The following is a 25,361-nucleotide window of genomic DNA, read 5'->3' on the forward strand; positions in this document are numbered from 1 at the left end:
ATTCTTGTGAAAGTTTTCACAAGCGTACGCGGGACGTTGGTCCTCCGGTATATGTCCTGGTCACATCGGTGATCGAGGGGGAGTGAACGAGCGTGAACGGACCTTCGGCACCCCGGCTCGGGCCCTTTTCGGCGCCTCGGCTTCCGCTTTCGGGTGTCGAATTGAGGCATCAGGAAAACGCGTCGCCGGGTTCGGGCCGGTCGAAATGAAGGAGTTCCTGCCATGCAGGCCAACGAGATGGTGGACGGACTGGTCCAGCGGGCGCTGGGCGCGCTCGGCCGGTTCGAGTCGTTCAACCAGGAGCAGGTCGACCACATCGTCAAGAAGGCCTCCCTCGCCGCGCTCGGCCGGCACGGAGAGCTCGCGCAGCTCGCCGTGGAGGAGACCGGCCGGGGCCTCTTCGAGGACAAGGCGGTCAAGAACCTCTTCGCCTGCGAGCACGTCGTGAACTCGATGCGCGGCCTCAAGACGGCGGGCGTCATCCGCCGCGACGAGCTGAACGGCATCACCGAGATCGCCGAGCCGGTCGGCGTCGTCTGCGCGATGACCCCGGTCACCAACCCGACCTCGACGACGATCTTCAAGGCGCTCATCGCACTGAAGACCCGCAACCCGATCATCTTCGCCTTCCACCCCTCCGCGCAGCACTGCTCCGCCGAGGCCGCCCGCACCGTGCGCGACGCCGCCGTCGCCGCGGGCGCCCCGGAGGACTGCGTGCAGTGGGTGACCGAGCCCTCGATGGAGGCCACCGGCGCCCTGATGAACCACCCGGGCGTCTCCACCATCCTGGCGACCGGCGGCAACGCCATGGTCAAGGCCGCGTACTCCTGCGGGAAGCCGGCCCTCGGCGTCGGCGCCGGCAACGTCCCCGCCTACGTCCACAAGAGCGCCAAGCTGGGCCGCGCGATCCACGACATCGTCCTCTCCAAGGCCTTCGACAACGGCATGATCTGCGCCTCCGAACAGGCCGTCATCCTCGACCGGGAGGTCTACGAGCAGGGCCTCGCCGAGTTCCGGCGCCTGGGGGCGCACGTGGTGACCGCCGCCGAGAAGACCAAGCTGGAGCAGTTCGTCTTCGGCACGACGGCCTACGCCGCCGACTGCGCGGACGCCCGGCTGAACCCGGCGGTCGTCGGCAAGTCCCCGCAGTGGATCGCCGAACAGGCCGGGTTCACGGTCCCGGACGGGACCTCGATCCTGCTGGCCGAGTGCCACGAGGTCGGCGACAGCGAGCCGCTGACCCGCGAGAAGCTCTCCCCGGTGCTGGCCGCCCTGAAGGCCTCGGACACCGAGCACGGCCTCGAACTGGCCGCGGCGATGGTCGAGTTCCACGGGCTGGGCCACAGCGCCGCCGTCCACGCCGAGGACGAGGCGCTGGTCGAGGAGTTCGGCCGCAGGGTCAAGGCGATCCGCGTCATCGCCAACTCGCCCTCCACCTTCGGCGGCATCGGCGACGTCTACAACGCCTTCCTGCCCTCCCTGACCCTCGGCTGCGGCTCCTACGGCCACAACTCGGTGTCGAACAACGTCACCGCGGTCAACCTGGTCAACGTCAAGCGGATCGGACGCCGCAACAACAACATGCAGTGGTTCAAGGTTCCGCCGAAGATCTACTTCGAGCGCAACTCCATCCGCTACCTCGGCGAGATGGACGGCATCGGCCGCGTCTCGATCGTCACCGACAGGACGATGGTCGCCCTCGGCTTCGTGCAGAAGGTCACCGACATCCTCCACGCCCGCGAAGGCGCCGTCGCCGTCCAGGTGATCGACAACGTCGAGCCCAACCCGGAGCTGTCCACCGTGCGGGCGGGCGCCGCCATGATGCGCGAGTTCCGGCCCGACACGATCATCGGCCTCGGCGGCGGCTCCCCGATGGACGCCGCGAAGATCATGTGGCTGATGTACGAGCGCCCCGAGGTGGAGTTCGGGGACGCGAAGGAGAAGTTCTTCGACATCCGCAAGCGCGCCTACACCTTCCCCTCGCTGGGCGGGAAGGCCCGGATGGTGGCCATCCCGACCACCTCGGGCACCGGCTCCGAGGTCACCCCGTTCGCCGTCATCTCCGACCCGGCCGCGGCCCAGAAGTACCCGCTCGCCGACTACGCGCTGACCCCGGACGTGGCCATCGTCGACCCGGTCCTGCCGATGGGGCTGCCGCCCACGGTCACCGCGGACTCGGGCTTCGACGCCCTGACACACGCCACCGAGGCCTACGTCTCCGCGTACTCCAACGACTACACCGACGGGCTCTGCCTCCAGGCGATCAAGCTGATCTTCGAGAACCTCCAGCGCTGCGTCGTCGACGGGCCGAACGACCCCGAGGCCCGCGAGAAGATGCACAACGCCTCGACCGTCGCGGGCATGGCCTTCGCCAACGCCTTCCTCGGCCTGGTCCACGCCATGGCGCACACCCTGGGCAACACCTTCAAGGTCGCCCACGGACGCACCAACGCGATCCTGCTGCCCCACGTGATCCGCCACAACGGCACCGTCTCCCACAAGGCCACCCCGTGGCCGAAGGCCGAGGTCTACCGGGCCCCGGAGCGGTTCCAGGAGATCGCGAAGATGCTGGACCTGCCGGCCGCCACCCCGGCCGAGGGCGTCGAGTCCTACGCCCGGGCCGTCGAGGAGCTGCGCACCCGGTGCGGGATCCCGTCCTCCTTCGCCGAGGAGGGAGTGGACGAGGCCGCCTTCGTCGAGGCCCTCCCGACGCAGGCCATGAACGCCTACGCGGACCAGTGCGCCCCCGCCAACCCGCGGATGCCGATGATCGACGACATGAAGCGGCTGATGCGGCAGGCGTACTACGGCACCGCGGAGGGCGCTCCGGCGGAGGTGACCGCCGCGCCGGCGAAGGCCGCGAAGGGGGCCGGGGCCGCCGCGAAGAAGAAGTAGCCGGCAGCCCGGGCCCGCCCCGGCCCGGCAGACCGGTCAGAGGACCCGTCCGGACAGCACGTCCGGGCGGGTCCTGGCGTTCCGGCGCGTGCGGGGGGCGTGCGGGTCCGCGGGTCCTGGCGTTCCGGCGCGTGCGGGGGGCGTGCGGGTCCGCGGGTCCTGGCGTTCCGGCGCGTGCGGAGGGCGTGCGGGTCTGGGGGGGCCTCGCGTTCCCACGCGTGCGGAGGGCGTGCGGGTCCGCGCGGGCCGTGTGTGCGGGGCGGCCCGGGCCGCTCAGAGGTGCGGGATCAGGGCCGCGGCCGCGGAGCGGGCCCGTTCCAGGGCGACGGCCCGGTCCGCGCCGCGCTGGCCCAGCACCACGCGGGTGCTCAGCCCGTCCAGCAGGGCCAGCAGCTCCGAGGCCCGGCCCGGCACGTCCATCGCCGCGAAGCGGCCCTGGGCGACCCCCTTGGCCAGCAGGGCCTCCAGGTCGCGCTGCCAGCCGTCGTCGATCTCCTGCTGGGCGGTGCGCAGCGGTTCGTTGGAGGCCGTACGTGCCCACAGCTCGATCCACAGGGTCCAGCGCGGGTCCCGGGGGCCGCGCGGCAGGTACAGCTCGGCGAAGAGGGCGAGCTTGCGGTGCGCGGTGACCCGGCGGCCCATCAACGCCGCCCGCTCCAGGCCGAGTTGGGTCTCGCTCCAGCGCAGCGCCTCCAGCAGCAGCCGGTCCTTGCTGCCGAAGTAGTACAGGATGTGGCCGCCGCTGGTGCCGAGGCGCTCGGCGAGCGCGGACATCGTGAGCGCCGCGAGCCCGTCCTCGGCGATCGCCGCCATGGCCTCCTCCAGCATCCGCTCCTGGGCGATCTGCCCGTCGCGCCGCCGCGCCGCTCCCGCCACCGGTCCCCCTCCTGATCTTCGTCGCCCGACCTTATCCCGGACAGGGTCTTGACGGGAGGCCGGTCCGCCCCGCATCTTGAATGCCATTCAAGAACCTAGAACGTCGTTCAAGGTTCGGTGGGTCGAAGATCAGGGGTACGGCGCATGGCACAGCAGGAGACGACGGCCGACGTCGACGAGGTGTTCCGGGTCGAGACGCACGGCATCGACCCCATCCCCGACGAGGAGCGCCACGGCAGTGCCAAGGACCTCTTCTGGCTCTGGTTCGGCTCCAACCTCACCTTCACCTACGTGATCAACGGGTCCCTCGCCGTCGCCTTCGGGCTCTCCTTCTGGCAGGCCACCGCCGTGGTCGTGCTCAGCGGACTGTCCTTCTTCGCGGTCAGCGCCGCCGGACTCAGCGGCATCCGCACCGGCACCGCCACCCTGGTCATCTCCCGGGCCGCCTTCGGCGTCCGCGGCAACTTCCCGGCCGGCGTCCTCAACTGGGTGGTGAGCATCGGCTACACCATCGTCAACACCGTGGTCGGGACCCTGGCCCTGGAGGTCTTCCTCGCCGAGATCGGCCTCGGCAGCGGCAGCGCGGTGCGCGCCCTCTCCCTCGCCGTCACCCTCGCGCTGACCTTCGCCGTCGCCATGTGGGGCCACGCCACCGTCCAGTTCGCCGAGCGCTGGATGGCCTACGTCCTCGCCGCCGGCTTCGGCGTCCTGCTGGTCTTCGTCCTGCCCGGCGCCGACACCTCCGTCCCGGCCGCGGCCCCCGGGCTGTCCGGCTGGAGCCTCGCCTTCGTGGTCATGCTGGCCGGGCCGTTCTCGTACCTGCCGATGCCCGCCGACTACACCCGCTACCTGCCCCGGACCACCTCGCTGAAGTCGATCACCTGGACGGGCGCCCTCGGCGGCTTCGTCTCCTCCGTCGCCCTCGGCGTGGCCGGGGTGGCCGCCGCCACCCAGACCGACATGACCGACGCCGTGGCCGGCGCCGAAGGACTGCTGCCCGGCTGGTTCCGGCCGCTGTTCCTGGCCCTCGTCCTCGGCGGCTCCGTCACCAACTCGATCATCACCCTCTACTCCTCCAGCCTGAACCTCCAGGTCCTCGGCATCCCCTGGAGCCGCTCCCGCGCCATCGTGATCAGCGCCGCCGTGACCGCCGCGGGCTCGCTGGCCGCGCTGTTCCTCACCGACTTCACCACCTCCCTGCTCTCCTTCCTCTCGCTGCTGATCATCGTGTTCGCGCCCTGGGGCGGGGTCTTCCTCGCCGACATGCTGCTGCGCCGCTGCCGCTACGACGCCGACGCACTGCACGCCGGGAGCGCGGGCGCCTACTGGTACCGCGCCGGCTACCACCCGGCCGGCCTCGCCGCCCTGCTCGCCGGCATGGCCTTCGCCGCCCTGACCTGCGACTCCGAGCTCTGGACCGGCCCGCTGGTCGCCCCGCTCGGCGGCGCCGACCTCACCCTCCTCGGCTCGGTCGTCTCCGGACTCACGTACTGGGCCCTCGTACGCCGCGGCGCACCGGCGCCGGTGCCGTCCGCCTGACCCGGCGCCCGCCCGCCGCCGAGCCCCCCGATCTCCGTCCGATCTCCGTCTCGACCGCGCACCCGATCCGTGTCCGACCCGCATCCGTCTCTGCCGCACAGGAGCACCACCCCATGGCCACCAGCCCCTTCCCCGCCGACCTGCTGCTCACCGGAGCCCGCATCCACACCGTCGACCCCGCCCTGCCGGAGGCCGAGGCCCTCGCCGTGCACGACGGGCGCGTGGTGTGGCTCGGCGCCGACGCCGACGCCGACCAGTGGCGCGGCCCGGACACCGAGCTGCTCGACGCGGGGGGCCGGCTGGTCCTGCCCGGCTTCATCGACGCGCACAACCACGTCCGGCTCGGCTCCGACGACGCCTGCGTCCAGCTGGCCGGGGTGCGCACCCTGGACGCCATCCTCGACCGGATCGGCGCCTGGAAGGAGGCCCACCCCGACGCCGGGTGGATCGAGGCGGAGGCCTTCGACTACTCGGCGGTCCCGGGCGGCCGGATGCCCTGCGCGGCCGACCTGGACCCGGTCACCGGCGACACCCCGGCGATCGTGCTCTCGTACGACGTGCACACGGCCTGGCTGAACACCGCGGCCATGCGGCGCCTGGGCGTGACCCGCGACCACACCGACCTGCCCTTCGGCACGGCGGCGGTGGACCCGCTGACCGGGGAGCCGACCGGCTTCGTCAAGGACTTCGCCGTCAAGGGGCTCTCCCGGGACGGCCACCGCGCCCTGCGCGACCTGGGCGTGCCGTGGGCCTCGCCGGACCGGCAGTACGGACGGCTCGTGAAGAGCCTCGACGACGCCATCGGCTTCGGCATCACCACGGTGGTGGAACCCCAGAACTCCCTCGACGACCTCGGGCTCTACGAGCGGGCCCGGGCGGAGGGACGGCTGCGCTCGCGGATCGTGGCCGCCCTGTTCCACCCGCGCGGCACCACGGAGGAGGAGCTCGACGACTTCGCGGCGGCCGCCCGGGCGTACGCCGGCGACCGGCTGCGGGTGGGCCCGCTCAAGCTGTACATCGACGACGTGGTGGAACCGCGCACGGCCGCCCTGCTGGAGCCGTACACCGGGTGCGGCGCGCACCGGGGCGAGACCTTCTACCCGGCGGAGGAGTTCGCCGGGCTGCTGGCGCGGCTGGACGCGCGGGGCTTCCAGTGCTTCGTGCACGCCACGGGCGACCGGGGCATCCGCACGGTGCTGGACGCGGTGGAGCACGCCCGTACGGTCAACGGCCCGCGCGACGCCCGGCACCAGGTGGTGCACGTGGAGTGCCTGGACCCGGCGGACGTGCCGCGCTTCGCCGAGCTGGGCGTGGTCGCCTGCATGCAGCCGCGGCACTGCGCGCCGGAGATCGCCGGGCCCGGCCAGGACTGGGCGGAGAACGTGGGCGAGGACCGCTGGCACAAGGCCTGGCCGATGCGGAGCCTGCACGAGGCGGGGGCGGTGCTGGCCTTCTCCAGCGACTGGAACGTGGCGGAGATGGACCCGATGGTCGGCATCTACACGGCCGTCACCCGCCGCCCCCTCGGTGGCGGCGACCCGTGGCAGCCGGCCGAGACCGTGGACGTGGCGACGGCGGTGTACGGCTACACGATGGGCTCGGCCCACGCCAACTTCCTGGAGGCGGAGCGGGGTTCGCTGACGGTGGGCAAGGCCGCCGACTTCGTGGTGCTGTCCCGGGACATCCTCACCGTCCCGCCGGAGCTGATCCCGGGCACGGTCGCGACGACCGTGGTGGTGGCGGGCGAGGTGGTCCACCGGGCGGCCTGACGCGTCCGTCCGGCCCGGTGTCCGTTCGGCCTGACGCGACCGGCCGGTCCGATGGTCCGGCCGGTGCGACGGCCTCGGCGCCCCACGGCGTCCGGGCCGCCGGGCCGGGCCGGGGAGGTCAGGCCTCGGGGGGTTCCTCGGGGGCGAGGAAGCGGCCCATCGGCAGCACCTGGCGGCCCCAGGTGCTCGCCATGATCTGGCCGGCGAGCAGATAGGTGGCGCCCAGGGCGGCCAGCAGGCCGCTCCAGCCGGTGACCCGGTTCCAGGTCTGCGACCCGGTGAAACCGCTGACCGTCATCGCGACGAAGACGACCAGCACGCAGGTGAAGGTGGACAGCAGCACGAGGTGGATGCGCCAGCTGCCGATCCACAGCACGAACACCACGAACACCCAGGGCAGGGTGAACAGCCCGTTGACGTCCCCGCGCAGCGCCGGATCGGTGGCCGGCAGCACCCACTGGATCAGACAGGCCTTGGCCATCCAGAAGAGCCCGAACCCGCCGAAGACGGTGGCGTGCCAGGTATCGCCGCGCTGTGCCTGGAAGAGCCCGGCCAGCAGCTGGGCGAGGCCGCCGACGAAGAAGCCCACCAGCGGGAGCACCGAGTGGCCGAGCTCCTCCGGGAAGACGCCCGCGTCGATGCCGGTGGCGATGACGGTGACCACGATGAAGCCGGTGAGGCCGAGCGCGCCCAGCTGGGCCTGGGCGCTGGGTTCCATCCGCTTGACGGAGACGGCCTGTTCGGCCGGTCCCTGGAGGTTGCGGAGGGGGTTGTTCACCGCGGGCCGCTCCCCTCGCCCGCGAGCCGGGGTGCGGACGGGGCGTCGTCGGGCAGTCCGCTGCCGACGGCGGGCCCCGGCCGGCCCCGGCGGAACACCGCGCAGGCGAGGGTGACCGCGGAACCGACCACCGCCCAGCCGGCCAGCACCAGCATCGGCCCGCCCGCGCCGTTGCCCCGGAAGTACGCGATCGAGCGCGCGGCGTACGTACCGGCGCCCGGCGGCAGGGCCGGGCCGATGGCCTTCCAGAACGGCGGCAGCAGCGGGTACGGGTAGGCGCCGCCGGCGCTCGGGTTGCCGAGGACCACGACCAGCAGGATCGCGAGGCCGATGCCGACCACGCCCGCCAGCCCCTGGAGGGCCAGCGTGATCGCGCCGACCGCGAAGACGACCAGGGCGCCCAGCCCCCACAGGCCCATCAGCGAGCCGGGCAGCGCGCCCAGCACCGGGCCCGCGATGACCGCGCCGAGCAGCCCGGCGACGATCGCGTACGCGAGCAGGGCGCCGAGCCGGATGACGGCGCGGGCCGAGTTCGCGGGCCGGGCGCCGGCGCTGATCGCCAGGATCGCGGCGCACAGGTAGCCGCCCACGCACCAGCCGACCACCAGGTAGAAGGCGCTCAGCCCGCGTCCGTCGCCGGCGGCGGACGGGGCCACGTCGACGACCCGGACGGTGCGCCCCTGGCTCTGCTCGACCAGCCCGACGATCTCCTCGACGGCCGTCGCGAGCGAGGCTCCGGAGCCGGTCGCGACCAGCAGCTTGTCGGTCCGCCCCGCCGGGTCGATGACCAGCGCGGCGTCGATGTCCCGGTTCATGATCCCGGCGGTCGCCGCGGCCTCGTCCGCGACGACGCGCGGGTCGAGGGGGTTGCCGGGCAGGGAGCCGAGCTGCTTCACGGTCTGCTGGGCCACCTGCGGGAGGGGAGCGGCGACCGCGATCGGGATCTCGCTCGGCTTCGGGTGGTGGAAGGCGCCGATGTACGAGGTGATGAAGGCCAGCTGGAGGGCCAGCACCCCCAGGACCAGCAGGGCTGCCCGGATGGTCACGGCGTCCTTGATCTCGGCGAGGAACCCGCCGGACGGGCCTGCGGCGGTGCTGTCTGTGGGCTGGGTCATGCCCCCACGCTCGGCGTGCCGGGGGCGGGACGCAGCAGGGGAGGACCAAATGGATGATCGAACACGTGTTTCGCACGGGTATTCGAATTGCTCTATGGTGGAGACGGGGGAGGTGTTCATTCGAGCGAAGCAGGAGGCCGCGGGTGCCTGGTTTTACGCATCTGCACACCGTTTCGGGGTTCTCCGTGCGCTACGGAGGCTCCCACCCGGAACGACTGGCGGAGCGCGCCGCCGAGCGCGGCATGGACGCCCTCGCCCTGACCGACCGCGACACCCTGGCGGGCGCGGTGCGCTTCGCCAAGGCGTGCGCGCGGGCCGGGGTCCGCCCGCTGTTCGGGGTGGACCTCGCCGTACCGCCCGCCGCGGCGGCGCCGGCGCGGCCGCGCACGGCGGCCGCGGCGGCCGGGCACGCCGGGTCGGGGGGCCCGGCGAACCCGGCCGGGCACCGGAGCCCGGCCGGCCCGGCGGGCTCCGGTGCGAACGGCCCCGGCGCGAGCGGCGGCCCCGGCCCGGCCGAGGTGTCCCACCGGCGGCGGAACCCGGTCAAGGGCGGGGCCTTCGTCGACGAGTCCGCCCCCCGCGCGGTCTTCCTGGCCCGGGACGGGGCCACCGGCTGGGCCGAACTGTGCCGTCTGGTCACCGCCGCCCACGCGGCGGCGGACGGCGACGGCCCGGCCGGGGGCGGGCAGCGGCCGGTGGCACCCTGGGGCGCCCTCGGCGGAGACGGCGTGTTCGTCCTGCTCGGACCCGGTTCGGAGGTGGGCCGGGCGCTCGCCGCCGGCCGTCCCGACCGGGCCGTCCGGCTCCTCGCGCCCTGGCGGGAGGCGTACGGGGAGTCGCTGCGGCTGGAGGCCGTCCACCACGGCCGCTCCGGCACCGGCCCCGGATCGCTCCGGCTGGCCGCCCGTACGGTCGGCTTCGCCGCCGAACAGGGCGTCCCGGCCGTGCTGACCAACGCCGTCCGCTACGCCGACCCCGGCCAGGGCCCGGTCGCCGACATCCTCGACGCGGCCCGCCGGCTGGTCCCCATCGACCCCCGCGGCCCCCTCGACACCGGCGAACGCTGGCTCAAGGACCCCTCCGCCATGGCGGAGACCGCCGACCGGATCGCCCGGGCCGCCGGACTGCGCCCCGCCGACGCGCGCGGGCTGCTGGCGGAGACCCGCCGTACGGCCGAGGCCTGCGCCGTGGATCCCGAGGACGACCTCGGCATGGGCACGGTGCACTTCCCCGAGGCGCGGCTGGTCGGCGCGGCCCACCGCAGCGCCCAGCGGGTCCTCGCCTCCCGGGCCGCGGCCGGCATGGTGCTGCGCGGCCACGCGGGCCGGCGCGCCTACTGGGACCGGATGGAGGAGGAGCTCGACGTCATCGCCCACCACGGCTACGCCTCCTACTTCCTGACCGTCGCCCAGGTCGTGCAGGACGTGCGGGACATGGGCATCCGGGTGGCCGCCCGCGGCTCCGGAGCCGGCTCGCTCGTCAACCACCTGCTCGGCATCGCGCACGCCGACCCCGTCGAGCACGGCCTGCTCATGGAACGCTTCCTGTCCACGCGCCGGCGCGTCCTGCCCGACATCGACATCGACGTCGAGTCGGCCCGCCGGCTGGAGGTCTACCGGCGGATCATGGACCGGTTCGGCACCGAGCGCGTCGCCACCGTCGCCATGCCCGAGACCTACCGGGTCCGCCACGCCATCCGCGACGTCGGCGCCGCCCTGTCCATGGACCCGGCCGCGGTCGACCGCCTCGCCAAGGCCTTCCCGCACATCCGCGCCCGCGACGCCCGCGCCGCCCTGCGCGAACTGCCCGAACTGCGCGACGTACGGGGCGAGTCCCACGGCCGGCTGTGGGAACTGGTCGAATCCCTCGACGCGCTGCCGCGCGGTACGGCCATGCACCCGTGCGGGGTGCTGCTCTCCGACGACTCGCTGCTCGCCCGTACGCCGGTCGTGCCCACCAGCGGCGAGGGCTTCCCGATGTCCCAGTTCGACAAGGACGACGTGGAGGACCTCGGGCTGCTCAAACTCGACGTGCTGGGCGTGCGGATGCAGTCCGCGATGGCCCACGCCGTCGCGGAGCTCAAGCGCGCCACGGGGGAGGAGCTCGACCTGGACGACCCGGCGCAGGTGCCGCCGGACGACGCGGACACCTACCGGCTGATCCGCTCGGCCGAGACGCTGGGCTGCTTCCAGATCGAATCCCCGGGCCAGCGCGACCTGGTGGGCCGGCTCCAGCCGTCGTCCTTCCACGACCTGGTGGTCGACATCTCCCTCTTCCGCCCGGGGCCGGTGGCCGCCGACATGGTGCGGCCCTTCATCGAGGCCCGGCACGGCCGGGCGCCGGTGCGCTTCCCGCACCCCGACCTGGCCGACGCGCTGGGCGAGACGTACGGGGTGGTCGTCTTCCACGAGCAGATCATCGAGATCGTGCACGTGATGACCGGCTGCGGACGCGCCGAGGCGGACCGGGTGCGGCGCGGGCTGTCCGACCCGCCGTCACAGGGACGGATCAAGGTCTGGTTCGCGGCGCGGGCGGCCGAGCGCGGCTACCCGCCGGAGGTGGTCGCCCGTACCTGGGAGATCGTCGAGGCCTTCGGCTCCTACGGCTTCTGCAAGGCGCACGCGGTGGCCTTCGCGGTGCCCACCTACCAGTCGGCGTGGCTGAAGGCGCACCACCCGGCGGCCTTCTACGCCGGGCTGCTCACCCACGATCCGGGGATGTACCCGAAGCGGCTGCTGCTGGCGGACGCGCGCCGCCGGGGCGTGCCGGTGCTGCCGCTGGACGTGAACCGGTCGGCGGTCGCCCCGCGCATCGAACTGGTGTCCGATGCGTCCGTCGGTACGTGGGGGCTGCGGCTCGGCCTGTCCGACGTCCACGGCATCAGCGAGGCCGAGGCGCGCCGCATCGAGGAGGGGCAGCCGTACGCTTCGCTGCGCGACTTCTGGGACCGGGCGCATCCGGGGCGCCCGGTCGCCGAACGGCTGGCCCAGGTGGGCGGATTGGACGCGTTCGGCGCCAACCGCCGCGACCTGCTGCTGCACCTGACGGAGCTGCACGGTGCGCAGCGGGCGGCCGGAGCGCGCGGCGGCGCCGCCCAGCTCCCGCTGGAGGGCGGCCGGTCCACGGCCTCCGTCGGGCTGCCCGACCTGTCCGACGCGGAACGGCTCAGCGCCGAGCTCGGGGTCCTCGGCATGGACGCCTCGCGGCACCTGATGGGGGACCACCACGCCTTCCTGACGGAGCTCGGAGTGGTCCCGGCACGCCGGCTGCGGGACACCGCGCACGGGCAGACGGTGCTGGTCGCGGGCGCCAAGGCGGCCACCCAGACCCCGCCGATCCGGTCCGGCAGGCGGGTCATCTTCACCACGCTGGACGACGGCACGGGCCTGGTCGACCTGGCCTTCTTCGACGACAGCCACGAGCGCTGCGCGCACACCGTCTTCCACTCCTTCCTGCTGCTGGTGCGGGGCGTCGTGCAGCGACGGGGCCCGCAGAGCCTGAGCGTGGTCGGGGCGGCGGCGTGGAACCTGGCGGAACTGGCGGAGCTGCGGTCCTCGGGCGGCCTGGACGCGGTGGCGGCCCGGCTGGCCGCGGGCGGCGAGGGCGCGCCGGGCGGCGACGGCACGGAGGACGGCGCGGACGGCGGGAGCGCGGGCCCCGACGCCGGGGCCGACGGCGGTGCCGGTGCCGGGACCGGGCCTGACGCCGGGCCCGGCGGCGCCGGTGGCGACCGCCGGATCCGCCTGTCGACGGGGTTCGAGCTGAACCCCTGGGCCGACCTCCAGCCGCCCGGTACCGGCGCCGCGACCGGACGCAAGCTGTGGCACTCCAGCCCGGGCAGCGCGGGATGACCCCCGCCGCCCGCGACGCCCGTCCCCCGGCTCCCGCCGCCGCGGCCGGTGACGGGTACGGCCCGCCGCCCCGGACCGTCGCCCCCACCGCCCCCGCGGCCGTGATGTGCCTGCGGCTCCGGTCCGCCGGCGGGGAGCCGCTCGGGGCCGAGGCGTACGCCGGGGTGCTGGCGCTGCTCGACTCCTTCACCCCGGCCGTGCAGGCGCTGCCGCCCGACGCGGCCCTCGCCGACGTCCGGGGCGCGCTGCGCCACTTCGGCTGCGACGCCGTCCGGCTCGCCGCCCTCGTCCGGGTCCGCGCCCTGGCCCTGTACGGGGTGGACGCCGCGGTGGGGGTCGCCGGCAACCCCATGCTGGCCCGGACCGCCGCCCGCCAGGCCCGCCCCGGCCAGACCCTGGTGGTCCCCGGCGACCCCGCCGCCGCCGGAGCGTTCCTGGCCGCCCGGCCCGTCACCGAACTCGACGGGGTCGGCCCCAAGGCCGCCCGTACGCTGTGCTCCTACGGGCTCGACTCCGTCGGGCGGGTCGCCGCCGCTCCGCCCGCCGCGCTGCGGCGCATCCTGGGCGCCCGGCTCGGGCGCGAGGTGCACGAGCGGGCCCGGGGGATCGACCGGACCGCCGTCCAGCCGGGGGCGGCCGCCCGCGCCATCGCGGCCGAGCGGCCCTTCGACCGGGACGAGCTGGACCCCGTACGGCACCGCCGGGCGCTGCTCTCGCTGACGCAGGAGCTCGGCGCGCGGCTGCGCGGCCGGGAACCGGGGCAGGGCCAGGTCTGCCGCACCCTCTCGCTCAGCGTCCGCTGCGCCGACCGCACCACGCTCACCCGCACCCGCACCCTGGCCGAACCCACCGCGCACTCCGACGCCCTGACCGCCACGGCCTACGCCCTGTACACGGGCCTCGGCCTGCAGCGGGCCCGGGTCCGCGCGCTGTCCCTGCGGGCCGAGGACCTGTCCCCGGCCGAACGGGCCGTACGGCAGCTCAGCTTCGACCCGCAGGACGAGAAGGCCCGCCGGCTGGAGGCCGTGACGGACCGGGTGCGCGCCCGCTTCGGCCCGCACGCCATCGCCCGCGGCTCGCTCGCCGCCGGGTGAGCGCACAGTTTTTACCGACGCGTAACTTCCCAGTTTTGCTACCCGCCCGTAATTTGACGGCAGCAGCACCCCTTGTGATCCGGATCACGGGATGAACCCCCACGCTCCATCCCCTTGAGTCGCAACCGCAAGGAGATCACACGATGCTGCCCTGGAGACGCCTGCTCCGCCCGCTGGCCGTCCTCACCCTCGCCGCGGCGGCGCTCGTCGCCCCCACCGGCGCCGCTCAGGCCGCGTCCGCGCCCAGCAGCGGCTGGAACAACTGGTCCTGCAAGCCCTCCGCCGCCCATCCCCGCCCCGTCGTGCTCGTCCACGGCACCTTCGGCAACTCCGTCGACAACTGGCTGGGCTTCGCGCCCTACCTCGTCAACCGCGGGTTCTGCGTCTACTCGCTCGACTACGGCCAACTGCCCGGCGTGCCCCTGTTCAACGGGCTCGGCCCCATCGACAAGTCGGCCGGCCAGCTCGACGCCTTCGTCGACCGGGTGCTCGCCGCCACCGGCTCCGCCAAGACCGACATCATCGGCCACTCGCAGGGCGGCATGATGCCGCGCTACTACCTGAAGTTCCTCGGCGGCGCCGCCAAGGTCAACGCCCTGGTCGGACTCGCCCCTGACAACCACGGCACCACCCTCCTCGGCCTCACCGAACTGCTCCCGTACTTCCCCGGCGCCGAGGACCTGCTCAGCGCCGCCACCCCCGGCCTCGCCGACCAGATCGCCGGCTCCGCCTTCCAGAACAAGCTGAACGCGGGCGGGGACACCGTCCCCGGGGTGAAGTACACGGTGATCGCGACCCGGTACGACGAAGTGGTCACGCCGTACCGGACCCAGTTCCTCGTCGGACCGAACGTGCGCAACGTCCTGCTCCAGGACCTGTGCGCCGTGGACCTCTCGGAACACGTCGCCATCGGGCTCACCGACCGGATCGCCTGGCACGAGGCGCTCAACGCCATCGACCCGGCCCACGCCGAACGGACCACCTGCGCGTCGGTCTTCGACTGACGCGCAGGTGGTCCGCAGGCCACCGGACCGGCCGGAGGGGGGGAGCGGGCCCGGTGGGCCGGGTGGACTGGTGGACTGGTGGACTAGCGGCCGTGGCGGCCCGCGGCGGTACGGCGGCGGGCCAGGCCGAAGAGCACGGCCGCGCCTACGGCCAGCACGCCGGCGCCGGTGGCCGCGATCACCGGGGTCGCGCTGCCGCCGCCGGTCTCGGCGAGGTTGCCGCCCGGCGCGGACCGCGCCGGGACCGGGGCGGCCGAGCCGTTGGTCTTCGGGTCGTTGTCTCCGTGGCCGTTGTGCTCCACCGAGGAGCCGGCCGCGCCGTCGGCGATCTGCCGGTCCGTCGGAACCTGGGCCACCGGCCCGGCGCCCTCGGCGCCGGGGGCCGGGGACCCGGTGGACGGCCCGGCAGAGGGGGCGGTGCCGGCCCCGGTGCCGGAACCGGGGCCGGTCCCCGTGCCGGCGCTCGGCTTGCCGCCGGGCCCGGCCGTCGGGCCCGTACCGGCCCCGCCGCCGCTGTCCTTGCCGAAGACGACGTCCGAGCAGGTGTAGAAGGCCTCCGGGCTGTCCGAGCGCTGCCACACGCTGTAGACCAGGTGGCGGCCGGACTTCTTCGGGACGGTGCCGGAGAACACGTAGTCGCCGTTCTGCATCCCCGGATCGGTGACCTTGAGGAACGGCGCGGGCTCCAGGTCCGACCACTTCAGCGGCTTCGCCGGGTCGTACCCGTCCTTCGTCACGTACAGCTCGAAGGACCCCTTGTGGGGGGCGGTGCCCTTGTAGCGGAAGGTGTGCGCGCCCGCCGTCATCGGGCTCGACGGCCAGTCGGCGCGGGCCAGGTCCAGCCCCTTGTACTTGGCGTTGCCCGCCGAGCACAGCTGCCCGTCCGGGATCAGCGACCGGCTCCGACCGGCCGCGTCGGCGATGTTCACCGCGTTCCAGTCGTAGAACGCCTGAGCCCCGCTCGCCGCCACCGCCGCCCTGCACGCGGCGGAGTCGGGCGACTCCGGCCCCTCCGCGTAGCAGGCCGCCACCCGGCTGACCGGGTCCGTCATCGAGCCGTGGGCGGCCGCGGGCCCGGCGCCGTACGCGGCCACCGCCAGCGGGGCCAGACCTGCGGCGGCGATGCGGGTGACGGTGCGACGTGCGGGCATGGGTGGATCTCCTTCGGGCGCGGACAGGGCCGCCAGCGGAACCGGGCGGATGCGGCGCCGTCCCCGACGGGGGACGCGGCGCCGCATCCGGCCCTCCCTGGCCCCGCCAAGCTAGCCCGCGGAACCCGGCGTTCCGAGGCTTCCGGGCGCCGGGGAGCGATCCTTAGGGTCTGCTTAAGGCGCCGGTAAGAGGCCGCTCAGGAACCGGCCCGAACCGGCTACGCGGGGATCGTGGACAGGGTGGGCAGGGCCGGGATCACGCCCGCCAGCCAGCCGGTCGGCTCCGTCGTGAAGCGCGGGGCGCCCGCCACCTCCCACCACGAGCGGACCGCCGTGGTCCGTACCGGCTCACCGGTCCGCCGGTCGACGTACTCGACCGGCCGCTCGCCGGTCAGCCGGGTGGCGACCTGGCCCCGCTTGCAGGCGGCCGGGAAGTCGTTCCAGTTGACGCCCGCCTCCGACCACAGCAGCTCCTGCATCGCCCCCGTCGAGACGCGGTGCAGCCGCTCGTGCGGGAAGTGCGCCTGGGCCGCCATGGAGATGCTGTTGCGGACGGCGTCCCGCTGCCGCCACCGGAAGTAGTGCGCCACCTCGACCGGATCCGACAGGGTGAACACCCTGGCGTCGAACAGCGCCCGCCGCCCGGGCCGCCGCTCGCCCAGCACCGCCGTGGCCAGGGAGGCGGACACGGACAGCTGCTTGGCGACGACCCCGCCGAACCAGGGCTCCGTGCCCGCGGTCGCGAAGTCGGTGAGCAGCAGGCTGATCTCGTCGGACTGGGCGTAGGCGAGCGCCGCGCCCGCCGCCTCCGCGCACAGGGCCTCGGCCACCGCGCCCATGTCCGCGATGAAACCGGTGTCGAACGGCTTCTCGGCGTCCCGGAGGTAGGTGTGGAAGGCGCGGCCGTCGAGCCGCAGGATCGTATAGGTGCGGCGGGGCAGGACCGTCCGGTACGCGGCCTCGTACCGCTTCATGCGGTCGCCGAGTGCGGTCGTGTCGCTCATCGTCCCCCCAGGTGTGGTCTCTGCCCGAGGCTAACGGCGCACGGGGCCCCGGGGCACGCCCGTCACGGCGCGCCCCCGGCCGCCGCTCGGCCGAGCAGCGCCGCCAGCCCCGCCGCGGAGCGGGCCTGGTCGTCCAGGGCGTCCAGTGCGCGGACGGCCTGCGCGGCCGCCTCCGGATCGGAGGTCCGCAGCCCGCTCGCGGCGAACTCGTCCTCGTCCAGCCGCAGGACGCGGCTCCCGTCCGCCGACACCCACAGGTCCAGGTCCAGGTCGTCCACCACGATCTCCGTGCCGCGCACCAGGGCCGGCCGGGTGACGTCGCAGTACCAGCCCTTGAGCACCCCGGCGCCGGTCCACACCTCCTTCACCGCGTACCAGCGGGTGCGCCAGAAGTGCTCGACGAAGACGTCTCCCGGCTCGAAGCGCACGAAGCCGAAGTCCCGTACGCCGTCGGCCGCCCAGGGCGCCCGTACGGAGATCCGGTCGCCGTCGTCGGCCACCCCGACCGCCGGATAGCGGATCTTGGTCCGGCCGGCCTTGGTCAGTACCACGGTCAGCTGCTGCCCGTTCATCGTGCCTCCGACTTCCTGGCGGACCGCGTCCCGGCGGCGCGGATCCCGTACCCGAACCGTCCCTCGACCGCGGTCACGAGGCCGACGCTACGGGCGGACGGGCCCACGGCGCCTCCCCTTTCCGTCCGGTGCGGGAGAATCGGCGCGTGACCCCGACGAACCTCAAGATCACCCTCGACGGCTCGGCCGGCTCGGCCGCCCCGTACGAGCAACTGCGCGCCCAGATCGCCGACCGGGCCCGGTCGGGAAAGCTGCCGGCGGGCTTCAAACTGCCGACCGTCCGCGGCCTGGCGGAGGAGCTGGGACTGGCGGCGAACACCGTGGCCAAGGCCTACCGGGCGCTGGAGGCCGACGGGGTGATCGAGACCCGCGGCCGCAACGGCACGTTCGTCGCCGCCGCGGGCGAGGGGCCCGCCCGAGAGGCCGCGTCCTGCGCGCAGAACTTCGCGGAACGGGCCCACCGGCTCGGCCTGACCCGCGCCGAGGCCCTCGCCGCGGCCACCGAGGCCGTGCGCGCGCGCTACGGCTCGTAGCCCGCGCGGCCCGGCCGAGGGCTCCTAGAGGTAGAGGCCCGCGTCCGCGGTGTGCGGCTGGGGCGGGAGGACCGAGGCCGGGCCCGCACCGCGGCGCAGGGCGAAGAGCTCCGCCAGGCTGGCGCCCTCGCGGGGCACTCCCTCGTCCGTCCCCAGCCAGTCCACCGACTCCCGGTGGGTGAGGCGGCCGACCTCGACGCGGGCCAGGCAGCGGCCCGGCCGGACCACGGCCGGGTGAAGCCGTTCGAGGTCCTCGTTGGTCGTCACGCCCACCAGCACGTTGCGGCCCTGCCCCAGCAGCCCGTCCGTCAGGTTGAGCAGGCGGGAGAGCGCCTGGCCCGCCGTGTGCCGGGCCTCGCCGCGGATGAGCTCGTCGCAGTCCTCCAGCAGCAGCAGCCGCCAGCGGCCCTTCGCCGTGCCCTCGTCCTCGCCGATCGCGATGTCCATCAGGTAGCCCACGTCGTTGAAGAGCCGCTCGGGGTCCAGGACGCAGTCCACCTGGCACCAGTCCCGCCAGGAGCGGGCCAGCGTGCGGAGCGCCGAGGTCTTGCCGGTGCCCGGCGGCCCGTGCAGCAGCAGCAGCCGTCCGGCGATGTCGTCCGGGGTCACCTTCATCAGCCGGTCCAGCGCCCCGGCCACCGGCGCCGTGTAGTTCGGCCGCACCTCGGCCCAGGTGCCGGCCGCGATCTGACGGGTCGTGCGGTACGGCCCGCGGCGCGGGGAGACGTACCAGAAGCCCATCGTCACGTTGTCCGGCTGCGGTTCGGGCTCGTCCTGGACCCCCTCCGTCGCCCCGTCGAGCACCCGCGCGGCGAGTTCCTCGCTGACCGCGGTCACGGTGACGTCCGCGCCCCGGTTCCACCGGGAGACGAGCATGGTCCAGCCCTCGCCCTCGGCGAGGGTGGCGCTGCGGTCGCTGTCGCGCGCCGAGCGCAGCACGGTGGCCCCGGGCGGCACCAGGCCGGCTTCCGGCTTCACCCGGTCGATCGACACGCTGTGCGAGAACGGCTGCTCGCCCGAGGCGAACCGGCCGAGGAACAGGGCGTCGACCACGTCCGACGGCGAATCGCTGTCGTCGACGTTGAGCCGGATCGGCAGCGCGTCATGCGGGTTGGCTGGCATGGCGCCCATGATCCGGCACGAACTGCCCCTGTGCACCCGCGTTTCCCCGGAACGAGTGGCCGCGTTATCCCTTCAAACCCGTCGCGGGTGAAGGTTCGGACCGCAAGCCCGCACCGAATGTTCTTGGCATGAACACTTCCGGTGAGCCGGTGTTGCTTGTACCACGGACTCAGGAGTAACCCCCCACTAGGAGCCGCATACATGAGCACGAGATCCTCTCGCTTCGCCGCGCTCGCCTCCGCCCTGCTGCTGGCCGCCGGCGCCGCACTCTTCGGCGCGGGCCAGGCGTCCGCCGCCGCCGACTTCGGCTACGTCGCCCTCGGCGACTCGTACTCCTCCGGAGTCGGCTCCGGCAACTACGACAGCGCCAGCGGCAACTGCAAGCGCACCACCCGCGCGTACCCGGCCCTGTGGGCCGCCGCCCACTCCCCGCAGAGCTTCGCCTTCGTGGCCTGCTCGGGCGCCCGCACCGGTGACCTGCTCGCCAACCAGCTCGGTCCGCTGAACTCCGGGACCGACCTCGTCTCCGTCACCATCGGCGGCAACGACGCCGGATTCTCGGACGTCATGACGACCTGCGTGCTCCAGTCCGAGTCCACCTGCGTCAGCCGCGTCAACCAGGCCAAGGCCTACGTCGACTCCACCCTCCCCGGCCAGCTCGACCAGGTGTACAACGCCATCGACAGCCGGGCGCCCAACGCCCGCGTCGTCGTCCTCGGCTACCCCCGCTTCTACAAGCTCAACGGCACCTGCGTCACCGGTCTGACCGAGGGCGAGCGCACCGCCATCAACAACGCGTCCGACTACCTCAACGCCGCCGTCGCCAAGCGGGCCGCCGACCACGGCTTCACCTTCGCCTCGGTCGCCGGCGCCTTCACCAACCACGAGATCTGCTCCAGCAACGCGTGGCTGCACAGCGTCAACTGGCTCAACATCGGCGAGTCCTACCACCCCACCGCCGCCGGACAGTCCGGCGGCTACCTGCCGGTCTTCACGAACGCGGCCTGACCGCCCGTACGCGGACGCGGACGCGGACGCGTAACCGTCCCGCCCGGACCTCCGGCGCCCGCCCCGGCGCCGGAGGTGCCGGCGGGGGACCGGCGGGTCCGGCGGCCCGCCGGTCCCGTCAGCCCGCCAGCAGCAGCCACCCCAGGGCGACCAGCGCCAGCAGCAGCACCGCGACCCCGGCGGCCAGCAGCAGTCCGGCCCGGCCCTCGCGCGGCGCGTCCGACGACGGCCGGTCCTCCCGCGCCGGGTCCCGCACCCCCTGCGCCCGCGCGCCCTCCGCGCCCCCGTCGTCGCCGTCCTCCCGCGCGGGCCCGTGCGCCGCGCCGCCCCCGCCGCCCGGCGGCTCCTGCCCGGGCCGCGCCGCCGGGGCCGGGCCGCCGGGCTCCGACACCGGCCCGCCCGAGGCCCGTACGGCCCCGCCCGCGCCCACCAGCCGCAGCATCCGGGCCGCCTCCGCGGGCCCCGTCCGCTCGGCCGGGTCCCGACGCAACAGCCCCTCCAGCACCGGCTCCAGCGGCCCCGCCCGGCGCGGTGCGGGCACCCGGGCGCCCGCGTCGGCCCGGGGCGCTTCCGACGGCGCCGCCCGCGGCGGGGCCCCCTCGACGGCCGCGTACAGCAGGGCCCCCAGCGACCACAGGTCCGAGGCGGGCCCCGGCTCCCCGCCCGCCACCTGCTCGGGGGCGAGGAAGGCGGAGCCCGGGGGGTCGGCGATGCCGAAGTCGCCCAGCAGCACCCGGCCGTCGTTGGCGATCAGTACGTTCGAGGGCCGCACGTCCCGGTGCAGCACGCCCGACTCGTGCGCCGAGCGCAGCGCCGCCAGCACCTGTTCCCCGAGGTGCGCGGCCCGCTGCGGCGGCATCGGCCCTTCGGCCTCCAGCACCTCGGCCAGCGACAGCCCCCGCACCAGCTCCATCACGATCCACGGCCGCCCGGCCTCCGAGGCCACGTCGTACACGGTGACCACCCCGCGGTGCGAGATCCGGGCCGCCGCCCACGCCTCGCGCTCCAGCCGCCGGTGCGTCCGCAGCAGTTCCGCCGGGTCCGCGCCGGCCGGAGCCCGCACCTCCCTGACGGCCACGTCGCGGGCCAGCACCTCGTCCCGCGCCCGCCACACGACACCCGTCCCGCCCCGGCCCACCGGCTCCAGCAGCCGGTAGCGGCCCGCCAGCACCCGGCCGGCGCGCCCGGGGCCGCCCGCGTCCCCGCCGCCCGCGCCCCGCGCGTTCCCGCCCGTGGTCCCGTCCGCGGTCCCGTCCGTGTTGTTCCCGTCCACGCGCCCCCCATGTGTACGTCGATGCGTCACAGCGTGATCACTCCAAGTTAGCGCAGTGTGCGCGAAGTGGCTCCCGTCGTGACGCGACCGACCGTCCGGCCTGCGGCGCAACGTGCGGAAAGGCCCGGGAATCCCGTCCGCCCTGTGCGGAGAGTGAGGGTCGACTCCGCTGAGTAATCGTCAACTCCCCGTCGCCACAGGGGTAATTCACACCACCGGGATACCCGAGCGCGACGCGGGGACGATAGGGTTAACCTGCCCGGGCCGGGTGCCCTCGTACGGGTGGGGAGAGATCATGGAACAGATAGCAATGCGCAGCAGGCCGCCTCGCGTGCCTGCCATCACCTGCGGCGGCAACGCGACCAGTTCGCGCCTCGACCGCCATCTCGCCGTGCTGGGCGGCCCCGCCGTCCCGCACCGGGAGACGGCCGAGGCGACCCTGCTGATGCGCGAGCTCACCTCCCGCGACCACACGCACCGCCTGCGGAGCCGGAGCGCGCGCGTCTCGCTCTTCGCGCCGCTGCGCCGCCTGCGTCGCACGCTCTTCGGCAGCCGCCGCTCGTAACCGTCCCCCGTACCGCAGCCGTTCGCCCCAGGGCTCCCGGCTTCCCGGCCCTACGCGACCACCCCGTCCCGACGCAGTTCGGCGATCTGCCCGTCCGTCATCCCCAGGGCGCGCAGCAGAGGACCGGTGTGCTCGCCGAGCGCGGGCACCGCACCCATGTGCGGTGCCGCGCCGCCCGGCAGCCCGATCGGCGGCAGCAGTGCCCGCAGCGGGCCGACCGGTGACCCCACCTCGCGCCACCGGTCCCGGGCCGCAAGTTGCGGATGCCCGGCCAGTTGCGCCACCGAGTTCAGCCGTGCGCAGGCGATGCCCGCCGCCTCCAGCCGCCCGACGGCCTCCTCCGCGTCCAGCCCGCCCAGCGCCCCGGCCACCACGGCGTCGGTCTCCGCGCGGTGCGCGGTCCGGGCCGCGTTGGTCGCGTACGCCGGATCGTCCGCCAACTCAGGCCTGAGCAGCACCTGTTCGGCGAGCCTGCGCCACTCGCGGTCGTTCTGCACCGACACCAGTACCCGGTCCCCGTCCGCCGTCGGGTAGGCGTCGTACGGCGCGATCACCGCGTGCGCCAGCCCGGTACGGCCGGGCGGCCGGCCGTCGTGCAGGGTGTGGTGCAGCGGATGGCCCATCCACTCGGCGAGCGCGTCCAGCATGGACACCTCCACCCGGCCCCCGCGCCCGGTCGTCCCGCGCCGCAGCAGCGCGGCCAGCACCCCCGAGAACGCGTACATGGCCGCCGCGATGTCGGCGGCCGGGATACCGGCCTTGACGGGCTGTCGCGCCGTCCCGGTGACCGAGACCAGGCCGGCCTCGCACTGCACGAGCATGTCGTAGGCCCGCTTGTGGGCGTACGGGCCGTCCGGGCCGTAGCCCGAGACGTCCACGGCGACCAGCCGCGGGTAGCGCGCGCACAGCGCGGCCGAGTCCAGCCCCAGCCGGGCCGCGGCCCCGTGCGCCAGGTTCTGCACGAAGACGTCCGCGCCGGCCAGCAGCCCGTGCAGCGCGGCCAGGCCGCGCGGGTCCTTCAGGTCGAGCGCGATGGACTCCTTGCCGCGGTTGGCCCACACGAAGTGCGAGGCGAGTCCGTGCGCGGCGGTGTCGTAGGCCCGCGCGAAGTCGCCGCCGTCGGGCCGCTCGACCTTGATGACCCGCGCACCGAGATCGGCCAGCTGACGGGTGGCGAAGGGGGCCGAGACGGCCTGTTCGACGGCGACGACGGTGATTCCGGCGAGGGGCGGCGGCTCGGGCAGCGGCGCGTCCGGCCGCTGCGGCGGGTGCTGCGACAGGGGCGCGGGCGCGGTGTTCTCGGTGTCCATGGCCCCGATCCCTATCCCGTCCGGACCCGCCCTGTCACCCCCCCCGGAAGGTCAGCCCCCCGTGCCGCGCGCGAACCGCCGGGTCGCCAGCGGCACGAAGACCAGCAGCAGCAGCGCCGACCACAGCAGCGCCCCGGCCACCGGATGCGCGGTCGGCCAGGCGGCCCCCGGCGCGGCCCCCGCCCCGGCCCCGCCGACCGGGTTCCCGCACAGCTCGCGCACGGCGGTGGCCACCGCGCTGATCGGGTTCCACTCGGCGACCGTGCGCAGCCATCCGGGCAGCCCCTCGGTCGGCAGGTACGCGCTGGAGAGCATCGGCAGCAGGAACGTGACCCCGCCGAGCCGTCCCGCCGCCTCCTCGCTCCCGCTCAGCAGCCCGAGGTACGTCCCCACCCACGCGGTGGCGAACCGGAAGAGCAGCAGCACGCCCAGGGCCCCGAGGGCGCCGGCCGGCCCCGTCTCGATCCGCCAGCCCATGGCCAGCCCCACCAGCATCAGCGGAACCAGCGCCGCGCCGGTGGTCACCAGGTCGGCCCCGGTCTGCCCGAGCGGTACGGCGGCGCGGCTCATCGGCAGTGTCCGGAAGCGGTCGGTCACCCCGCGGTGGGCGTCCTGCGCGGCCGTGAACAGGCTGGCCATCAGGCCGTTGGCGGCGGTCGCGGCCAGCAGCCCGGGCACCAGGAACGCCCGGTAGCCGGAGCCCGGCATGGCGAGGGCGCTGCCGAAGACGTAGCCGAAGAAGAGCAGCATGGTGACCGGCATGGTCTGGGTCAGGACGAGCAGTGCCGGGGCGTGCCGGGCCTTCTGGAGCTGCCGGGTCAGGACCGCTCCGCCCTCGTACAGCAGGGTGCTCATGCGGCACGCCCCGTCCGGCCGTCGCGGGCGCCGGATCCGACGGCCTGCGGGCCGGGCGCCCGGGTGAGGCGCAGGAACACCTCGTCGAGCGTCGGTGGGCGCAGGCTCGCGTCGGTGACCGGCACCCCGGCGGTGTCGAGCGCGCGGATGATCCGCGGCAGGGTCAGACCGGTGTCCAGGACCGTCGCCCCGACCGTCAGGCGCTCCGCGTCGAGCACGGGGTGGCCGCCGGTGAGCCGGTCGAGCACGGCGGCCGCCTCCACGACCGCCTCGCGGACGGCCACGTGCACCTCGGCGTAGGAGCCGATCCGGGCCTTGAGTTCGGCCGGGGTGCCGGTGGCGGCGGCCCGGCCTGCGTCGACGAGCACGATGTCGTCGGCCAGCCGGTCGGCCTCCTCCAGGTACTGGGTGGTGAGCAGGACCGTGGTGCCCTCGGCGGCCAGCTCGCGGACGGCCGTCCAGATCTGCTCGCGGGCCGAGGGGTCGAGTCCGGTGGTGGGCTCGTCGAGGAAGAGGACCCGGGGGCGCGCGAGCAGCCCCGCGGCCAGGTCGAGGCGTCGGCGCATGCCGCCCGACCAGGTGCCGGCCACCCGGTCGGCCGCCCCGGTGAGTCCGAAGCGCTCCAGCAGCCCGTCGGCCCTGGCCCGGCCGGTGGCGCCGCGCAGCCCGGCGAGGCGGGCGAAGAGCCGGAGGTTCTCGCGGCCGGTCAACTCGCCGTCCACCGAGGCGTACTGGCCGGTGACTCCGATGGCGCGGCGGACGAGGGCGGGTTCGCGGACGACGTCGTGGCCGGCCACGAGGGCGCGGCCGCCGGTGGGCGCGGTGAGCGTGGCGAAGATCCGTACGGCGGTGGTCTTGCCCGCGCCGTTGGGGCCCAGCAGCCCGCAGACCGCGCCCTCGCGGACCGCCAGGTCGAGCCCGCGCAGGGCCCGCACCTCGCCGTAGCCCTTCTCCAACCCCTCACTAAGTACAGCGTACGTAGTATTCATGTGCCGCACCCTACCCCACTGCGTACGCCGTACGTAACTAAGATGGCGGAGAGAAGAC

The 25,361-nt window shown here is 74.6% G+C and carries 20 protein-coding genes; 9 read left to right on the forward strand and 11 right to left on the reverse strand.

What is annotated here, in order from left to right; all coding sequences use genetic code 11:
• Window positions 1-222: 222 nt before the first annotated feature.
• Window positions 223-2,895 carry a bifunctional acetaldehyde-CoA/alcohol dehydrogenase gene (gene adhE, locus CP968_RS25850; protein ID WP_150520279.1) on the forward strand — a complete coding sequence of 891 codons (2,673 nt, stop codon included), beginning with the start codon at window positions 223-225 and terminating at the stop codon, window positions 2,893-2,895.
• Between the two features lie 273 nt (window positions 2,896-3,168).
• Here adhE and CP968_RS25855 read toward each other — a convergent pair whose 3' ends face one another.
• A complete protein-coding gene (locus CP968_RS25855) occupies window positions 3,169-3,771 on the reverse strand; it encodes a TetR/AcrR family transcriptional regulator (RefSeq protein WP_150520280.1) in 603 nt (200 codons plus the stop codon).
• Window positions 3,772-3,915: 144 nt separating this feature from the next.
• Here CP968_RS25855 and CP968_RS25860 point away from each other — a divergent pair, with 144 nt between their 5' ends.
• Together CP968_RS25860 and CP968_RS25865 are read left to right on the forward strand one after the other, a co-directional pair.
• Window positions 3,916-5,310: a purine-cytosine permease family protein gene (locus tag CP968_RS25860; RefSeq protein ID WP_150520281.1), complete on the forward strand. Its 1,395-nt coding sequence runs from the start codon at window positions 3,916-3,918 to the stop codon at window positions 5,308-5,310.
• 113 nt (window positions 5,311-5,423) lie between these two features.
• Window positions 5,424-7,079: an amidohydrolase gene (locus CP968_RS25865; protein WP_150520282.1), complete on the forward strand. Its 1,656-nt coding sequence runs from the start codon at window positions 5,424-5,426 to the stop codon at window positions 7,077-7,079.
• A gap of 118 nt (window positions 7,080-7,197) precedes the next feature.
• Here the strand turns inward: CP968_RS25865 and CP968_RS25870 are convergent, their stop codons facing one another.
• Window positions 7,198-7,857, reverse strand: a complete 660-nt coding sequence (locus tag CP968_RS25870; protein WP_150520283.1) for an acetate uptake transporter — start codon at window positions 7,855-7,857, stop codon at window positions 7,198-7,200.
• Window positions 7,854-8,972, reverse strand: a complete 1,119-nt coding sequence (locus CP968_RS25875) for a YhgE/Pip domain-containing protein (RefSeq protein ID WP_150520284.1) — start codon at window positions 8,970-8,972, stop codon at window positions 7,854-7,856. The genes CP968_RS25870 and CP968_RS25875 overlap by 4 nt, the downstream gene beginning before the upstream one ends.
• Before the next feature lie 143 nt (window positions 8,973-9,115).
• Here CP968_RS25875 and CP968_RS25880 point away from each other — a divergent pair, with 143 nt between their 5' ends.
• The 3 genes from CP968_RS25880 to CP968_RS25890 all read left to right on the forward strand — a co-directional run bounded on the left by CP968_RS25880 (window position 9,116) and on the right by CP968_RS25890 (window position 14,921).
• On the forward strand, window positions 9,116-12,823 hold the full coding sequence (locus CP968_RS25880; RefSeq protein WP_229886786.1) for a DNA polymerase III subunit alpha: 3,708 nt from the start codon (window positions 9,116-9,118) through the stop codon (window positions 12,821-12,823).
• A gap of 104 nt (window positions 12,824-12,927) precedes the next feature.
• Entirely contained in the window at window positions 12,928-13,917 is a 990-nt protein-coding gene (locus CP968_RS25885) for a DNA polymerase Y family protein (RefSeq protein ID WP_167536947.1), read from the forward strand.
• Window positions 13,918-14,060: 143 nt separating this feature from the next.
• Window positions 14,061-14,921, forward strand: a complete 861-nt coding sequence (locus CP968_RS25890; RefSeq protein ID WP_150520286.1) for an esterase/lipase family protein — start codon at window positions 14,061-14,063, stop codon at window positions 14,919-14,921.
• 83 nt (window positions 14,922-15,004) lie between these two features.
• Here CP968_RS25890 and CP968_RS25895 read toward each other — a convergent pair whose 3' ends face one another.
• From CP968_RS25895 to CP968_RS25905, 3 genes are all read right to left on the reverse strand, one after another.
• Window positions 15,005-16,072, reverse strand: coding sequence for a lytic polysaccharide monooxygenase (locus CP968_RS25895; protein ID WP_150520287.1), 1,068 nt, complete (start codon window positions 16,070-16,072; stop codon window positions 15,005-15,007).
• A 218-nt stretch (window positions 16,073-16,290) separates the two neighbouring features.
• The gene (locus CP968_RS25900; protein ID WP_150520288.1) at window positions 16,291-17,076 is read right to left on the reverse strand and encodes a tRNA(His) guanylyltransferase Thg1 family protein; all 786 of its coding nucleotides are present in this window, start codon (window positions 17,074-17,076) and stop codon (window positions 16,291-16,293) included.
• Between the two features lie 62 nt (window positions 17,077-17,138).
• On the reverse strand, window positions 17,139-17,648 hold the full coding sequence (locus tag CP968_RS25905; protein ID WP_150520289.1) for a ribonuclease FAU-1 family protein: 510 nt from the start codon (window positions 17,646-17,648) through the stop codon (window positions 17,139-17,141).
• A gap of 146 nt (window positions 17,649-17,794) precedes the next feature.
• On the opposite strand from CP968_RS25905, the gene CP968_RS25910 reads away from it, so the two are divergent.
• Window positions 17,795-18,181 carry a GntR family transcriptional regulator gene (locus CP968_RS25910; RefSeq protein WP_189828988.1) on the forward strand — a complete coding sequence of 129 codons (387 nt, stop codon included), beginning with the start codon at window positions 17,795-17,797 and terminating at the stop codon, window positions 18,179-18,181.
• Between the two features lie 24 nt (window positions 18,182-18,205).
• On the opposite strand, the gene CP968_RS25915 is transcribed toward CP968_RS25910, so the two are convergent.
• Window positions 18,206-19,303, reverse strand: coding sequence for a DUF5925 domain-containing protein (locus CP968_RS25915; RefSeq protein WP_150520291.1), 1,098 nt, complete (start codon window positions 19,301-19,303; stop codon window positions 18,206-18,208).
• 201 nt (window positions 19,304-19,504) lie between these two features.
• Here CP968_RS25915 and CP968_RS25920 point away from each other — a divergent pair, with 201 nt between their 5' ends.
• The gene (locus tag CP968_RS25920) at window positions 19,505-20,311 is read left to right on the forward strand and encodes an SGNH/GDSL hydrolase family protein (RefSeq protein ID WP_150520292.1); all 807 of its coding nucleotides are present in this window, start codon (window positions 19,505-19,507) and stop codon (window positions 20,309-20,311) included.
• A gap of 118 nt (window positions 20,312-20,429) precedes the next feature.
• Here the strand turns inward: CP968_RS25920 and CP968_RS25925 are convergent, their stop codons facing one another.
• Window positions 20,430-21,584, reverse strand: coding sequence for a serine/threonine-protein kinase (locus CP968_RS25925; protein WP_373304106.1), 1,155 nt, complete (start codon window positions 21,582-21,584; stop codon window positions 20,430-20,432).
• Window positions 21,585-21,879: 295 nt separating this feature from the next.
• Here CP968_RS25925 and CP968_RS25930 point away from each other — a divergent pair, with 295 nt between their 5' ends.
• The gene (locus CP968_RS25930) at window positions 21,880-22,149 is read left to right on the forward strand and encodes a hypothetical protein (RefSeq protein WP_150520293.1); all 270 of its coding nucleotides are present in this window, start codon (window positions 21,880-21,882) and stop codon (window positions 22,147-22,149) included.
• A gap of 50 nt (window positions 22,150-22,199) precedes the next feature.
• Here CP968_RS25930 and CP968_RS25935 read toward each other — a convergent pair whose 3' ends face one another.
• From CP968_RS25935 to CP968_RS25945, 3 genes are read right to left on the reverse strand one after another with little or no spacing between them, the layout of a single operon-like run.
• Entirely contained in the window at window positions 22,200-23,459 is a 1,260-nt protein-coding gene (locus CP968_RS25935; RefSeq protein ID WP_150520294.1) for a CaiB/BaiF CoA transferase family protein, read from the reverse strand.
• A gap of 51 nt (window positions 23,460-23,510) precedes the next feature.
• On the reverse strand, window positions 23,511-24,314 hold the full coding sequence (locus CP968_RS25940) for an ABC transporter permease (protein ID WP_150520295.1): 804 nt from the start codon (window positions 24,312-24,314) through the stop codon (window positions 23,511-23,513).
• On the reverse strand, window positions 24,311-25,303 hold the full coding sequence (locus CP968_RS25945) for an ATP-binding cassette domain-containing protein (RefSeq protein WP_150520296.1): 993 nt from the start codon (window positions 25,301-25,303) through the stop codon (window positions 24,311-24,313). The genes CP968_RS25940 and CP968_RS25945 overlap by 4 nt, the downstream gene beginning before the upstream one ends.
• Window positions 25,304-25,361: the final 58 nt, after the last annotated feature.

The sequence above is a fragment of the Streptomyces subrutilus genome, from assembly GCF_008704535.1.
In the GTDB taxonomy this organism is placed as follows: Bacteria; Actinomycetota; Actinomycetes; order Streptomycetales; family Streptomycetaceae; genus Streptomyces; species Streptomyces subrutilus.